This window comes from Flavobacterium pectinovorum (assembly GCF_022802975.1).
Taxonomy (GTDB): Bacteria; Bacteroidota; Bacteroidia; order Flavobacteriales; family Flavobacteriaceae; genus Flavobacterium; species Flavobacterium pectinovorum_B.
In genome coordinates this window covers 205,746-221,940 of record NZ_JAFEVZ010000001.1, presented here as the reverse complement: position 1 = coordinate 221,940, position 16,195 = coordinate 205,746, and the positions used below count along the sequence as shown (strand labels likewise).

The window sequence follows — 16,195 nt, the reverse complement described above, 5'->3', positions numbered from 1 at the left end:
TATGTCATTACACATAGAAAATTTAATAGCCCAACATTTCAGAAAATCTGTTTTTAAAAATCAGGCTGTTTATATCATTACGCTTTTTATTGGTATTTTATTGCTGTACGCTGCTTTTTCGGGCTGGGAGAATTACACGAATCAAAATGAAACCAGCGAAAAATACCAGCATGAATCCAGGGAAGACTGGTTGAAAAACCCGGATAAAAACCCACACCGAATGGCACATTACGGAAATTTTGCTTTTCGAAAAAGTACTTCGTTAAGCGTTTTTGAATTTGGAATGGAACCTTTTTTCGGAAATGCCATTTATCTGGAAGCTCACAAACAAAATACAGCCAATTTTTCTGAAGCCGGATTTTCAAACAGCATGCTTCGTTTTGGAGAAATCAGTATTGCTATGGTTTTACAAATTTTGCTGCCATTATTGATTTTTTTCCTCGGATTTAATTCGGTCGCAGCCGAAAGAGAAAACGGAACATTAAAATTACTTTTGAGTCAGGGTATCAGCTGGAAACAGCTTTTAATCGGCAAAACACTCGGCATTGCATCTGTCATTATGATGCTTTTTATCCCTACGATTATTATTTTGGCTTTCGTTTGGCTATTGCTTCAGAACTTTGCCGTTTCATTTGACGAGACTGTTAAAATGCTCTTGTTTATTGGTTTTCATTTTCTATATCTGTTATTTTTTTGCGCCATTGCCGTTTTGATTTCGGCGCTAAGCAAAACTTCAAAAAAAGCGTTGATTTCGTTAATTGGGATTTGGTTGGTTTTTACCATTATTCTACCGAGAACAACGCAGGCAATTGGCGCTTATATTTACGAAGCGCCTTCAAAAATTCAGTTCAACAGCGATATTGAAAAGGACATTCTGAAACAAGGTGACAGCCACAATCCGAATGATCCGCATTATAAAGCGATAAAGGATTCTCTGCTTCGGACTTACAAAGTAGATTCGGTTCAAAAATTACCCTTCAATTATTCCGGTTTTATTATGACCGAAGGCGAAAGAATAAGTTCGAATATTTACAACCAACATCTTGAAGATTTATTGGAGATTTATAAAAAGCAAAACAGTTTTTCAAAAACAGTTTCGTTTATAAATCCGTATATCGCCATGAAAAATGTATCGATGGGATTGTCGAATACCGATTACGATTCGTACATCGATTTTCAGAAACAGGCTGAAGCGTATCGTTACGACATGGCACAAAAAATGAATGCTTTACAAATCAAATATATCAGCAACAAAAAGCCGGGACCAAATGACAAACCGCTCACAATTGGCAAGGAACACTGGGCTGACGTACAGGAGTTTCATTATGAACCAAAAGGGATTTTTGATATTTTGAAAAGCGAAATCATTTCAATTATCTCTATTATCCTCTGGATTAGCCTGCTTTTTATCTTTATAAAAATTGCTGCTAAAAACCTAAAAGCCATTTAATACCGATTGTATATTCAATATAGTACAATTGCATTGTACTATTTTCATATTACACCGGTATTATACCAGAATATTTTGAACTAAAATATAAATCAAATTGATATAATATGTTAGCATTATTATTTAAAAATTTCATACGCTCGAAAGGAACCAAAATTGGATTACTTTTTTTGCTGGGTATCGGGTTCATAAGTCTTTTGATTGGGCATCAGTTTCAGGAAAAACAAGGCCGGAATATCAAAGAAGCAGCGACTTATCAAAAAGAACATATTGCAAGAAATGCTGCATATCATTCAGACGAAATGGGACTGCTGCTCTATTACATCAAATTCTCTCTGGTCAATAAAACCTTCCCGATAAACAGTCTGGCAATTGGGCAGCGGGACGTAAATCCATCCATACAAAGTGTTACGATTCGGGGTCTGGAAGGTCAGAAATACGATTCGGAATTAAATAATCCGAACAATTTGATGTTAGGAAACATTGATTTTAGTTTTGTACTGATTTATCTTTTTCCGCTCCTTATTATTGCTTTTACGTATAATGTAGTTTCCGAAGAAAAAGAATCCGGAACTTGGAAAATCGTGGCAACACAAAGCGATAATACGTTTTTGTACATCCTGAAATTGTTTTATATCCGAATTTTAAGCTTAGTTACACTTCTAACTATAGTACTATTTATTGCCATTTTCTTACTCAATATCCCATTTAACAAATCACTTTTTACTTTTTACATCATCAGTATTTTATACATCTTTTTTTGGTTTGCAGTTTGTTTTTTTATCGTATCCCTGCAAAAGAATTCCAATTTCAACGCCGTGATTTTATTAACGATCTGGCTGTTTCTGATTATTATTCTTCCGGCAACCATCAATACCTATATCGTAAATAAATACCCTGTTCCGGAAGCTTTGGAGCTGACGCTGAAACAGCGAAATGCGTACCACGAAAAATGGGACATGGATAAAAAAGCGACAATGGAGAAATTCTATAGTCATTATCCGCAATTCAAAAATTATACTTTGCCCGATGAAGAATTCAGCTGGCTCTGGTATTATGCGATGCAGCAAATGGGCGACGACGAATCGGCAGTTCAGTCAAAAGAACTGGAAACAAAACTGAAGCAGCGAAACGAAGCCGGTCAAAACATCGCACAATTTATCCCGACGCTGCACACTCAGATTCAGTTAAACGAAATTGCCAAATCTGACTTAGGAAACCAGCTTTTGTTCATGGAAAAAACAAACCGGTTTCATGAAAAACTGCGCTTGTATTTCTACCCAAAAATCTTTGATAATGCCGATGTAAAAAAAGAAAACTGGTCTAAATTTAAGGTAGAAACTTTTGAAGATACTTCAGAAACGAATTTCATAAAAACCTTTTTACCGTTGGTATTATTCAATTTAATACTGATGGGTTTGGGATGGAGGAATTTCAGAAAAGAAAAACAAATCGTTTAAATTACCTGCTAAAACTATAGAGAAAAGCATGTTATTTCAATGCCCTCAAAAAGTGAGATTCACTTTGGGGGCATTTTTTATGGAAAGATAACCAAATCAAATTACAAACTCATTATATCATTTAAGATTTAAAAAATCATATTTTGTTATATAAAAACAATTTTTAGCATTAAATTGATTAAAAAAACTATTTTTTCACATATTAAAAACAGAAAAAACCTACTTTAAACACTCGTTTATGATTAAAAGATTAATTATTAAATCTATTTTTATGGGAAAATTTTTCCGAATCTACTATTTTTAAACAGCTAAAAAAACTTTTTAATAACTAAAAAACTACAATTGATAAATTTTCACTAAAAACAATTGTAGGTATTGTACTACACTTTTATTTATCCTTCATTTGCACTTTTTAACATTTATCGAATACGAATAAACATCATAAATAATGAAAAGCATACTAGCAATTTTATGGTTTGGAACTTTTTTTTGTTCTAATGCCCAGAATAAAATCACCTTTAGTTATGATTCCCTGACAGGAAATCAAGTTGTGAGATCTCTTTGTCTAAACTGCCAGACAGGTAAACCGGCGAAAAAAATTGAAGCCATAACAGACGAAGACTTACTTAAATTTTCTGCTGAAGACGTTATTTCTTATTATCCTAACCCTGTAAAAGAAGAGCTCTACCTAAAATGGGAACTTACTAACGAAAATTTTCTTACTTCCATACAAATAATCGGGATTTCGGGACAAGTATTAAAAACATACCAAACCTCTAAAAGTACTAATTATCAAAACGTTCCTTTTCAAAGTTACCCTGACGGGATTTATATTGTTTCGCTGGCCTATAAAAACGGGGAACAAAAAACAATAAAAATTATTAAAAAATAATAATAGTATGAAGCAATTTTACCTTTCAATTTTATTCATAAGTTTTACTGTTTTTTTATCTGCCCAAACCAATCCTACAGGTTCTTCTGCAGAAACAGGTGTTACTGCCGGAAATCTGGCTGTAACTTTATCAGGAGGAGCTTCGTATACGATCCCCATTGCAGTACCTCCGGGAATTAACGGAGTTGTACCGCAAATTAGTTTGTCCTACAATAGCCAGAATGGCCCCGGCCTTGCAGGTTATGGATGGAATGTTTCCGGAATCTCTAAAATTACCCGAATTCCTACTACAAAATTCCATGATGGGAAAATTGATCCTGTGGATTATGTAAATGACCGTTTTGCCTTAGATGGTGAACGATTACTTGTAAAAAAAGGAACAGGAGGAGTTTATGGTGCTAATGGTACTCAATATGAAACTGAAAATTTCTCTAATGTCAAAATCACCTCGTATATAAATCCAACCTATCTCTATTCAGGGCCAGTATATTTTCTGGTAGAATATCCTGACGGTTCAAAAGCTCATTATGGACACCAAAACGGCGGAGGTACATTTTTGGAATGGGGAATTACCTATTGGGAAAATGCCCAAGGTATCAACATTCACTACGAAAATTACGGAGAAAAAATACATAAAATTACATACGGAAGCCGCGGTTTAGCTACACCTATAAATGAAATTAAGTTTAAGTATCAACCCAGATCAAGGAAAGAAAATTTTTATATTGGCGGAGTTAATGAGATTAAATATGATAAATTAAGTGAAATTGAGATAAAAAGCAATAATATAGGATTCAGGAATTATTCTTTGGAATATACCCAATCCTCTCAAAACTATGACCAATTAAGCAAAGTCACAGAAAAAAACGGTGATAAATCAAAGAGCTACAATCCGACCGTTTTTCAGTACGACAATACCGAAAGCACAATCAATTATATTGATAATCCGAATACCTTAGACGTTAATAACGTCTCTTCTTTAAATGCCAATACCATAACAGGAGATTTTGACGGAGATGGTAATATGGATTTTATCTTATATCCAACTACGGGATCTAACGCCAGAAATAAATCTTGGTTATTTACAGGTATTAATCCTAACGGTAACGCAAAAACAACTATAAACCAGGGTCTTCTCTTAAACACAGGCCCTTTTGATGAAATTTTTCCCGTTTCCTTTTTGACCTGGAACAATAAATACTGGTTTAGTAAAGGCTGGACTGTCTTAAAAACAGATGCAACGACAAATATATCAACCTTTACAACATATGCTACCGATGGCTCTTCTTTGGTTTATTCCCAAGGTTCCAAACAGCATACATTTCCTAAAATAACACATAGTTTTACAGCGTGCAATAATGCTCCGGTTACTGTAGAAGAAGTTATACCGAAAAATTATTTAAATGGTGATTTTAATGGCGATGGTTTAACCGATCTTATCATTATAGAAAAACCATTTTCTTATACCACAAAAGTTAATTGCTCGGTTAAAGTTATAGAAACACAAACGTTTCCGGGAGGTAAATCATACTTTGTCAATTTAGACAGCAGAATCAATTCTAATTTTGTCAATCCGGCAGGAATTTTACCAATTACCCCAAACAGCAAATGTTATATAGCCGATTATAACGGAGACGGAAAATCTGATATTTTCATATTCGATACGGGAGTATTGAAAGTTTATACCCTGATTGAAAATAATACTTTGGTCGAAATATCTAAAACCATTAATTCTAATATTAGAGTGGATGTCACAATTGTAATTGGAGATTATAATGGAGACGGAAAAGCAGATTTTATAATACCAAGCCCGGAAACTCCTAACTGGTGGTATAGATTTCCATCAAAAGGAGGTGCAGATGAAAAAGGGAATGGATATACCATAGAAAGCTTACCTAATTATGCACCATTTAACGCTAATAACCCAAATAGCAGCTATAACTACTTTGCCACTGATTATGATAATGATGGGAAGAGTGATTTAACTATTGTAAAAAATACTGTAAAAACTCAATATTTCTTCAACCCTCTAAAGGTGATTAAAAAAGGAACTATACAAGTTAGTACCTATACAGAAACAGCTTTAAATACTTTTATAAAAAAAACAGCTATTACTTCTGAACAAGAAAATATCGACATTTACGCTTTACCAATTTACTTACCTTCTACAGATAGTAAGCAACCACGACTTGAAATTGCATTTATAAATCAAAATAAACTACATTTTTTCTATTCGCCAAAAGACAGTTCTAAAGATGGTTTGTTAAAAAGTATCACCGCAGGAAATGGCGTGAAGGAATCTATAACCTACCAGCCTTTAGACGAAATATACGAAAATGATTACTATCCCATCTATAAATCAAGCCAGGGAACAGAAACCTACCCTTATTTTGATATCGTCTCCTCGCCCGATTTTCAAATCGTTTCTAAAATAGAGAAAAAGAGCGGCAATGTCTCCAAAAAGCAATTATACGGGTATTATGGAGCCGTAACCCATCTGAATGGTCTTGGTTTTATGGGATTCAGATCTATTATGAAAACCAACTGGCATGACAGCAATACCCCAATAATGAGTTCTGTAAGCAATAGAAACATAAAATTAAGAGGAGCAACAACTGAGAGTTATGTATTACCTTATTTAACCTATCCTTACGATGGTTTTTCACCGTCAAGCTTTACCTCTAAAACCACTTTATCTTATACGCCCTCAACTGCAGAGGCCGCTTTGCAGGAAAATAAAGTTTTTAAACTGCAAAATACAGGCAGCGTACAGGAAAATCGTTTAGAGAATACTAGTGTAACTACTACTAATACTTTTGATTCTGATAACAATATCAAAACCATCACTAGTGTTACTCAGGGATCAGGCGACACTCAGACTGCCATCACCTCAATAGATTATCAGGACGTCATCACAAGTCCTCTTTATATATTAGGAAGACCTTACCAAAAAACTCAAAGTGTCAGCGTTACCGGTGCTCCTACAATGAGCAATACGGAAGTGTATACCTATAATTCTAATCAGTTATTATCGGATATAGAAAAGAGCGCAACAGGAACAGCTACGATAAAAGAACATAATGATTATGATTCATTTGGGAATGTTACCAAAAAGACTATTATAGCACCATTTCCTTTACAGCCCAGAAGTACACAGTACGAATATGATGCATCCGGACGCTTTGTAACCAAAATAACGGACAACGATTTATTGGCATCAACCTTTGGATATGATTTGAATAATGGCTTACTAAAAAAAGAAACCGATTCAAACGGAAGGTCAACCTCATATACTTACGATTCGTGGTTTAAACCTTTAACCGTAAAAGACGATCAGTTAAACTTAACAACCTCGACATCTTATACAAAATCACACGATAATCATAGCGGGTCACGAACCACTATTATAACAAATGCTCCTGATGGCCCTGTTTCCTTTCAAATATTTGATGACCTGGGACGAAAAATAAAATCCGGAGTTACAGATATAAATGGCGATTATTCTTATATGGATTTCGAATATGATCTATATGACAGAAACTACAAAACAAGTGAACCTTATTCCGAATCTGATCCCATACAATGGAATGAGACCAAGTTTGATCTCTACGGCAGACCAACAGAAACAAAACTGTTTAATCAAAGAACGACTACTGCCAGTTATTCAGGGCTTGTTTCTACGATTACTGACGGATTAAAAACCAAAACCATCACTAAAAATGCTGTTGGAAATGTAATTTCTACTGACGAAACGCTGGGCGGGACAATTAATTATTCCTACTTTGCCAATGGGAATTTAAAACAGACCCGTTACAACGGCATCAGTATCAATATGGAGCAAAATGGCTGGGGCCAAAAAACAGCTCTTATTGATCCTTCGGCCGGTACATTTGGATATAAGCACAATGATTTTGGAGAACTTGAAGAAGAAACTTCGCAAAATGGCAATGTAAAAACGACTATTGCCCGTGATGCAAGCGGAAGACCTTCCAAAAAAACAATGACAGGACCGGGTACCAATAGTGAAACCACTTATACCTATGACGCTGCAAAATTACCATTAACAATAAGTTACAAAGATTTAAATGATCCTTCGGGAGCAAATGATATTTCAACTTCTATCGTTTATGATGATACATTTAAACGTCCAACTTCGATTACAGAACAAAAAACCGGTGTTTATAAATTTACCAGAACTTTTAACTATGATAATTTGGGAAGGGTTATTACCGAAACCAAAACCGCCGAGGCCGGCGGAAAAAGCAGTACTGTCGTAACTAAAAATGTATATAAAAATGGCGCTTTGTATCAGATTCTGGATATTAACAATAAAACATTATGGCAGGTAAATACCGTAAATGCTAAAGGACAGCTATTGGAGAGCATAACAGGTAATGGCATCAAAATGACCAACACCTATGACACTAATGGTTATATATCTAAAATACAACATGATAAAACAACAAACCCAACCGGAAATATTATAACCCTTACTACTAAATTTGACAAAAACACAGATAATTTGGATAGCCGAATCAACAGTGCTTTTGGAAATTATACAGAGGATTTTGATTATGACGAACTGGGCCGATTAAAAGAGTTTAAGAATAAATATGGTGTTCAGGAAACCCAAACTTATAATGCTTCCGGAAAGATAACCGGCAATAATTTAGGAACATACGATTATGATCCGGTTAAAAAATACCAGAATACCTCCATCACATTAAACCCTGAAGCATTAGACTACTATACTGCCAGAGGAAATATTTTTAGTGATAACATGGAAAGTGAAACAGGCTGGTTCAATTATTATGGAGGATCAACAGTAACATTTGATAAAACCACAGCAGCCCATTCAGGCTCAACTTCATTAAAAATCAGTAATGATGACACTTATGAAAAAATAACACATACTGACAAATGGATTGATGTTGATAATACAGCTGATACTGAATATACTTATTCTGCTTGGGTTTATGGAGATAGCCCTGTAGCCGAGGTTTTCCTGTTCATGAAAACTTCACAGGAAACCGGTTATTATTCGGTTGTTGATCATAAAACCATAGCAGCTACCAATCAATGGACTAAAGTAGAAAAGACATTTCTGGTTCCTGCCAGTATCAAAAAATTAAGCATTCGTCTGGATAATGACGGAATTGGGAATGTCTGGTTTGATGATGTACAAATTAGAAAAACCAACAACAATCCTAAATTAGACATTACCTATAACGCCTTTAAAAGCCCGATACAAATTGAGGAAACCGGTGTAGAGAAAATCAGTTTTACTTACAATGCCGATGACCAGCGCAGTACCATGTATTATGGAGGTTTAGAAGACAAAGAATTAAGACCGTTACGTAAACATTATGCTGCAGACGGCAGTATGGAAATCAAACAAAACACCACTACCGGTGCCATAGAATTTGTAACTTATATTGCCGGTGATGGCTACAGTGCCCCAATTGCTGTAAAAAGCGATGGTGTAAACCCTGCAAATTATTTATATTTACACCGCGACTATCAGGGAACCATTTTGGCCATAACCAATGATGCTGGGGCTGTTGTCGAAAAAAGATTATTTGATGCCTGGGGCGACCTTATAAAAGTACAGGACGGTGCCGGTAATACCCTTAACGGCTTAACTGTCCTGGACAGGGGCTATACCGGACACGAGCACTTACAAAGTGTAGGACTGATCAATATGAATGCAAGGCTATATGATCCTTTACTTCATAGGTTTTTACAGGTTGATAATTACATACAGGATCCTGCCAATACGCAAAATTACAATCAGTACGGGTATGTTTTAAATAATCCGTTGTTATATACAGATCCTAGTGGGAATACTTATGGAAATGATAAAGATTGTGTAAATTGTTGGCACGAAATTAATAACCAAATTGGTGGAGGTGCTTTTAAGTCTATTGCTAATCTCTTTAAGGATGGTAAAAACGCAGAATGGTTTAAAAAAAATGCCGGAGAAATTGGTAGATTTGCTGGTCGTAATTTACAAGAAGCGGCTAACTACGTAGGGCGAAACATAGAGTCCCTTGGAAGAGATATAGGAAAATTTTTGGGTATAGGCGGAGGAGACGGACCACCACCTAATTTGAGTAGTTATGTGAATTTGAATACTCAAACTGGCAGCGGACAATATTATGGAGGTGACGGTAGTGGCAATTTTATGGATTATCTCAGTAGATTTGTTTATGAAACTGATCAATACAATCCAATAGCTCTATTGTGGGATGGTATTAAAGGGAACATAACCGGAACTGACAGATATAATAATGAATTATCAGGGTTTGAGGCTAACATGAAAATTGTTAGCGCAGTTCCTATGACCAAGGTTGCTAGTATAGCAACAAATAGTGGGATAAAAGGAATTTCTATGATGAGCTCAAGAGCTCTGACTAATGGACAATTAGTTGAAAGTGCCGCTATTAGGGCTGAAAGAGCTATTGGAGGTGTTGGTGGCGTAGCAGGTACTGCAAAACATCAATATGCAAGTACACTCTTAAATCGTTACCAAAGAATCTATGGAAATAGAGGTTTAGAAACAGGATTATCTTTTAACAATAATTTAAGATTAGGTGCGGGTAATCGTGGTTTTCTTGATGTAATTGATCATACAAATGGAGTTATATATGATTTTAAATTTGGAAAAGCATTTATGAGTCGAGCTCAATACAATAAATATTTTAACAACTTCGGATTACCGATATATATAATCAGACCCTAATAAATAATGGCAATAGATAAAGAAATAAAAAAGAAAGTCACTGAGGAATGGTTAAATGTCTTTCCTCAGCTTTCAGCATTTGCACAGAACAAATTATACAAGATTTTAGGTTCTTGCATAATAGGGATAGAGTTAATAAAGTCTCCATTCTCTGAAGAATACAGCCCCTATTTTGTAATATATTCATTGTGGGAAAAAGATATGAAAACTTGTTTGAGTGGACCTATTTTGCTGAGCAGATTAAAAAATAAAAAAGGTTTCGAATATAATATCCCCTATGAAAAACACAGTATGTTTTTTGATGATGTATTAGATAGCATTCAAAAACAAAGCACATTGTCATTTGATGAAAATATTTCTTTGAAAAAATTAATATCCATATTGGATGAATATTCCAAAACATCACCATTAAGTGCTGCTCCTAATTCGTACCTGCAGGCAGCACTTCAGGAAGCAAAACTAAAAATAGCTTTATTTGTTGGAGTTGCAGAAGCAAAAAGCATATTGGAACAAATCAATAAAAGAAATTGGGACTTAAACCACTTTAAAGCTTGTGGTATAGATGTAAACGGATGGCTTCAAAGTTTACAGACAACTATAATCAACAGAGATGAATTTTTAAAGCAAATAGAAATAAACAAACAGGATAAAAAAATTGCAAAATTAAAGAGTTCAGAGCTTACATTATAAATAAAGAGGTGGCTCTAAGAGAAATAATCAGACCTTAAAATTAATAATGGCAATAGAAAAAGAACTAAAAAAGAAAGTTATTGAGGAGTGGTCAATCACGCTTCGGGACAAAGAGTTGCACAAAGAATCAGTACTGAATTTAATCATACATTTATTACTCCCCGCTCCCCGAAGAGTTCTTTTTGAAAAACTGCGCAAATGTCTCTGACTTTGCGCAATTTTTTTTGCTTCATATTGAACACAAAACGTCTCAAAAGTCTCCGACTTTTTCCGTTTATGTCTTGATAGAATTTTATATTATGAAGTTTTGTTTTAAAATCAGAGACTTTGAGATGTCTACGGTTTTTAAATATATTTGTTTAGAATAGCGCAAAGTCGGAGACATTTGCGCAGCGTGTTTAGATTTTTGAATGAAGACTTCGCGGAGCTGAGGGATACTTCTGAAATAGATTTTGCAAAAACCTTTTTACCGTTGGTATTATTCAATTTTATACTGATGGGTTTGGGATGGATTAATTTTAGAAAAGAAAAACAAATCGTTTAAATTTATCTGGTTAAAACCCCCGCTCCCCGAAGAGTTCTTTTTGAAAAGCTGCAAATGTCTCTGACTTTGCACAATTTTTTTTGCTTCATACTGAACACAAAACGTCTCGAAAGTCTCCGACTTTTCCGTTTATGTCTTGATAGAATTTTATATTAAGAAGTTTTGTTTTAAAGTCAGAGACTTTGAGATATCTACGGTTTTTAAATATGTTTGTTTAGAATAGGCAAAGTCGGAGACATTTGCTGCAGCATGTTTAGATTTTTGAATGGAGACTTCGAGGAGCAGAGGTGGAAACTTTTGAAGATACTTCAGAAACGAATTTCATAAAAACCTTTTTACCGTTGGTATTATTCAATTTAATACTGATAGGTTTCGGATGGATAAATTTCAGAAAAGAAAAACAAATCGTTTAACATCTATCTTCAAAACAAAAAGACTGCTCCAATCCGGGCAGTCCTTTTGTTTTTAATCTCTAAAATAAATTACGCTCTAAACAAAGCATATTTATTGTAATCATATAAAACTTTGTCGTAAGGCACTAATAAGGTTTCTATTTTTTCTGAAGATTCTTCAAAAGTGATTCCCGCTCCCCGAAGAGTTCTTTTTGAAAAGCTGCGCAAATGTCTCTGACTTTGCGCAATTTTTTTTGCTTCATATTGAACACAAAACGTCTCAAAAGTCTCCGACTTTTTCCGTTTATGTCTTGATAGAATTTTATATTATGAAGTTTTGTTTTAAAATCAGAGACTTTGAGATGTCTACGGTTTTTAAATATATTTGTTTAGAATAGGCAAAGTCGGAGACATTTGCGCAGCGTGTTTAGATTTTTGAATGAAGACTTCGCGGAGCTGAAAATCTGACTTAGGAAACCAGCTTTTATTTATGGAAAAAACAAACCGGTTTCATGAAAAACTGCGCTTGTATTTCTACCCAAAAATCTTTGACAATGCCGATGTTAAAAAAGAAAACTGGTCGAAATTTAAGGTAGAAACTTTTGAAGATGCTTCTAAAATAGATTTTGCAAAAACCTTTTTACAGTTGGTATTGTTCAACTTGCTGCTGATTGGTTTTGGATGGAGGAATTTCAGAAAAGAAAAACAAATCGTTTAAATTTATCTGGTTAAAACCATAAAAAAGACTGCTTTTTAAGGCAGTCTTTTCTTTTTAAATTCTATAAATAAATTACGCTCTAAACAAAGCAAATTTATTGTAATCGTATAAAACTTTGTCGTAAGGCACTAATAAGGTTTCTATTTTTTCTGAAGATTCTTCAAAAGTGATTCCATTGTGCTTTCTGAACAAATAAATCTCTCTCAGGCAATTAGACAAACTCTGATGAATTTCGGATGTAAACAATGGTAATTGCTTATCTCCTACTAACAAATCTATCTGGTAATTTGAACTGCTTTTTGAAAGATTGTTTCCAATTATTCTAATGGTGAACTTAGTACTTTTTCCGTGTTGTTTTCCCTGATAATGTATTACCATGACTTTATATTTAAAGGGTTAGAGTTTATTTTGTTGTTAACTTAAAATAGCTTTTCAATTCAATAATTAAAATTATAAAAAAAAACAAAAAGCTACAATTTCTGGTATTAAATTATATTTTTTTTAGCATAGCAGTAATTTAGACTTTTTACGTTTAATCAAAAAGCCTAAATCACTTCATAAAAAAAACCGTAACGAATTACGGTTTTTTCACAATTAACTAAATATATTTAATCAACTTTTTCACGAGTAAAATTCATTCATAAGCACGATTAATTTTTTGTAATTATTGTATAATATCTTTTTCTGCATTTATTTCTAATAAAAAAGGATTTCCGTTTTTATCAAACATTGTCATATTTAAAGAATCTAATAACGCTATTTTTTTGGAAACTGTTCCCTGAAATTGATTATAAGAGAGATTCATTTCTTTTAAATGCTGAAGATTTTCCAAATCTTTTGGAATTTCTCCAATAAAACTGTTATCAAATAGACCCAGGTTTTCTAAAGAACTTAAATTCCTTATCTTATTACTCAGACTGCCCGATAATTTATTATTATTTAAAAGCAATATTTTCAATGTTGAAATCTCGTATAACGAACCCGGTAATGAGCCTTCTATCTGATTACTAAAAAGCGAAAATACTTCCAGTTGCTTCAAATTGCCAATACTGTAAGGTAATTTTCCTGATATTTTATTATTTGAAAAGTCTATAACTTTCAAGTTTACCAGATTAGAAAATTCATCAGGCAATTCTCCTTTTAAGTTATTATCGGATAAATTTAGCCCGACAACTTTCTCATTATTTGTTTCAACGCCAAACCAGGTAGAAACCGGTAAAGACAAATCCCATTTTACTTTCCACTCAGCGCCGTTTGTTGCATGATATATTTTAACAAGGGCATCTTTCTCTCTATCAGAAACCGTATCTGCAAATGCTGAACATGATAAAAAAAACAATAATAACAAAAAGGTTATTTTTCTCATAGATTGCAAAATTATTTCGAGTTCAAAATTATAGGTTTTTAAATTACAGGGCAAGGAATGTCGATAAAGTGTTAATAACTAAAAAAACAGCTTTAATGCCCCAAGACAAAACATCCTTCAGTATAAAATTTTGACTAAATTTGATTAACTAATTATAAAACCTCATAATCATGGAAATTAACTTTATCACCTTTTTGGCTGCAGCAGTTGTTACACTTGTAATTGGATTTATTTGGTATCATCCGAAAGTCTTCGGCAAAATCTGGATGAAAGAAAATAATTTTACTGAAGATGATCTCAAAAAAGGAAATATGCTCAAAATATTTGGGTTTACCTATATTTTCTCGGTACTGATTTCTATGGCTTTGATGCCTTTTGTAATTCACCAATCAGGTGCTTTAGGAATGATTGGCGGCCTACCTATGATAGAAAGTGCAAAACCATCTTTTCATGCTTTTATGGCTGATTACGGAACGGCTTTCCGTACTTTTAAACACGGTGCTCTTCATGGTTTTATGGCGGGTTTATTTTTTGCTTTTCCTGTCATTGGCATCAATGGTCTGTTCGAAAGAAAATCATGGAAGTACATTTTTATTCATGCAGGATACTGGATCGTTACACTTACCATCATGGGCGGAATTGTATGCGCATACGCTTAATAATCATAAAAAATAAATCCGTTTGAAATCTAAATTCAAACGGATTCTCTTAATAATAACTTAAAGCAAATACGTTATTGCAAATATTGTCTAATTTTGAATAAATTAGCTCACACCTCTTGAATACAACTTATTCTTTCCAAATATACAAAAGCGCTTCATTACTTCCTTTAGAATGGAATTTACTGGCTTCAGATAACATTTTTTTGACCAGAGAATACCTCGAAGTACTGGAAAATTCCTGTCCGGTAAATATGATTTGCCATTTTATTGGAATTTTTGAAGAAGAAAAACTTGTCGGCATTGTTATAACCCAATTTCTATTTGCAGAAAAACTGGAATCATTTGGAGAACGAGACAAATGTTTAAAAACTTCTGTCCGAAATTTTGCTCTCAAGAATTTCGCTTCACATGTCTTATTTATTGGAAACAACATGCTTACCGGACAAAATGCTTTTGCTTTTGATAAAAACGTAAAGCAATCAAAGGCAATTAAAACACTTCATAAAGCAATTAACCAGCTTAAAAAAGAGTTGAAAGCTAATGGAAGAAAAGTTCATATTACCAGCATTAAAGATTTTACTGAAACAGAAATCAAACCCTTACAGGCTGAATTCAAAAATAATTATACGTTTTCGACACAACCCAATATGATTTTCGAAATAAATCAAAATTGGAAAACAGAACAGGATTACATAGACGCCTTATCCAAAAAATACAGGGATCAATACAAGCGTGCAAGAAAAAAATCAGATGGAATCGAAAAGCAAAAAATGTCTTTAGCAGATATTAAAAGGTATGAAGATGTTATTTATGATTTATACTTTCATGTGGCAAAAAATGCGCCTTTCAATACTTTTTTTCTCGCCAGAAACCATTTTAGCTTTTTTAAGGAGATCATGAAAGATAACTTTTTATTGTATGGTTATTTTTTAGATGGAAAACTAATTGGATTCAATACCTTAATAAAAAACGGAGAGGTCATGGATACGTATTTTTTAGGTTATGACGAAAATTTACAACGCGAGAAAATGCTTTATCTAAATATGCTTTACGACATGATTGGATACTCTATTAAAAAAGGTTTCAGAAAAATTGTTTTTGCCAGAACTGCTCTTGAAATTAAAAGTTCTATTGGAGCTAAACCTTTAAAAATGTATGGTTTAATCACCCATAGTAACACTTTAATTAATCACAATATAGCAAGATTCTTTAATTATCTGGAACCTAAAACCGAATGGCAGGAACGAAATCCATTCAAATAAACTGCCGAAAAATTTTT

Annotated in this window: 9 protein-coding genes and 1 pseudogene; 8 read left to right on the top strand and 2 right to left on the bottom strand. The window is 33.7% G+C overall.

The window, feature by feature from the left end; genetic code table 11:
* Position 1 precedes the first annotated feature (1 nt).
* The 6 genes and pseudogenes from FLV_RS00950 to FLV_RS00925 form a co-directional block, all read left to right on the top strand.
* Complete coding sequence (locus FLV_RS00950) at positions 2-1,450, top strand: ABC transporter permease (RefSeq protein WP_243230139.1); 1,449 nt, start codon at positions 2-4, stop codon at positions 1,448-1,450.
* A gap of 107 nt (positions 1,451-1,557) precedes the next feature.
* Positions 1,558-2,910 (top strand): DUF3526 domain-containing protein, encoded by a 1,353-nt coding sequence (locus FLV_RS00945; protein WP_243230138.1) that lies wholly within the window; start codon positions 1,558-1,560, stop codon positions 2,908-2,910.
* A 448-nt stretch (positions 2,911-3,358) separates the two neighbouring features.
* Positions 3,359-3,802: a T9SS type A sorting domain-containing protein gene (locus FLV_RS00940; RefSeq protein ID WP_243230137.1), complete on the top strand. Its 444-nt coding sequence runs from the start codon at positions 3,359-3,361 to the stop codon at positions 3,800-3,802.
* Positions 3,803-3,809: 7 nt separating this feature from the next.
* Positions 3,810-10,544 (top strand): RHS repeat-associated core domain-containing protein, encoded by a 6,735-nt coding sequence (locus tag FLV_RS00935; protein WP_243230136.1) that lies wholly within the window; start codon positions 3,810-3,812, stop codon positions 10,542-10,544.
* A gap of 6 nt (positions 10,545-10,550) precedes the next feature.
* Positions 10,551-11,234, top strand: coding sequence for a hypothetical protein (locus FLV_RS00930; RefSeq protein ID WP_243230135.1), 684 nt, complete (start codon positions 10,551-10,553; stop codon positions 11,232-11,234).
* Positions 11,235-12,645: 1,411 nt separating this feature from the next.
* Positions 12,646-12,888: pseudogene (locus tag FLV_RS00925) on the top strand (ABC transporter permease); the annotation flags it as partial.
* Positions 12,889-12,960: 72 nt separating this feature from the next.
* Here the strand turns inward: FLV_RS00925 and FLV_RS00920 are convergent.
* Complete coding sequence (locus tag FLV_RS00920; RefSeq protein ID WP_243230133.1) at positions 12,961-13,266, bottom strand: hypothetical protein; 306 nt, start codon at positions 13,264-13,266, stop codon at positions 12,961-12,963.
* Positions 13,267-13,552: 286 nt separating this feature from the next.
* Entirely contained in the window at positions 13,553-14,254 is a 702-nt protein-coding gene (locus tag FLV_RS00915; RefSeq protein ID WP_243230132.1) for a Two component regulator three Y domain protein, read from the bottom strand.
* Between the two features lie 170 nt (positions 14,255-14,424).
* On the opposite strand from FLV_RS00915, the gene FLV_RS00910 reads away from it, so the two are divergent.
* Together FLV_RS00910 and FLV_RS00905 are read left to right on the top strand one after the other, a co-directional pair.
* A complete protein-coding gene (locus tag FLV_RS00910) occupies positions 14,425-14,913 on the top strand; it encodes a DUF1761 domain-containing protein (protein WP_243230130.1) in 489 nt (162 codons plus the stop codon).
* A gap of 119 nt (positions 14,914-15,032) precedes the next feature.
* On the top strand, positions 15,033-16,178 hold the full coding sequence (locus tag FLV_RS00905) for a GNAT family N-acetyltransferase (protein ID WP_243230128.1): 1,146 nt from the start codon (positions 15,033-15,035) through the stop codon (positions 16,176-16,178).
* Positions 16,179-16,195 lie beyond the last annotated feature (17 nt).

Excerpts from the sequence above, each read along its gene's own strand:
- FLV_RS00950 (WP_243230139.1), top strand. The coding sequence starts at position 2 with ATGTCATTACACATAGAAAATTTAATAGCCCAACATTTCAGAAAATCT.
- FLV_RS00945 (WP_243230138.1), top strand. The coding sequence starts at position 1,558 with ATGTTAGCATTATTATTTAAAAATTTCATACGCTCGAAAGGAACCAAA.
- FLV_RS00940 (WP_243230137.1), top strand. The coding sequence starts at position 3,359 with ATGAAAAGCATACTAGCAATTTTATGGTTTGGAACTTTTTTTTGTTCT.
- FLV_RS00935 (WP_243230136.1), top strand. The coding sequence starts at position 3,810 with ATGAAGCAATTTTACCTTTCAATTTTATTCATAAGTTTTACTGTTTTT.
- FLV_RS00930 (WP_243230135.1), top strand. The coding sequence starts at position 10,551 with ATGGCAATAGATAAAGAAATAAAAAAGAAAGTCACTGAGGAATGGTTA.
- FLV_RS00920 (WP_243230133.1), bottom strand. The coding sequence starts at position 13,266 with ATGGTAATACATTATCAGGGAAAACAACACGGAAAAAGTACTAAGTTC.
- FLV_RS00915 (WP_243230132.1), bottom strand. The coding sequence starts at position 14,254 with ATGAGAAAAATAACCTTTTTGTTATTATTGTTTTTTTTATCATGTTCA.
- FLV_RS00910 (WP_243230130.1), top strand. The coding sequence starts at position 14,425 with ATGGAAATTAACTTTATCACCTTTTTGGCTGCAGCAGTTGTTACACTT.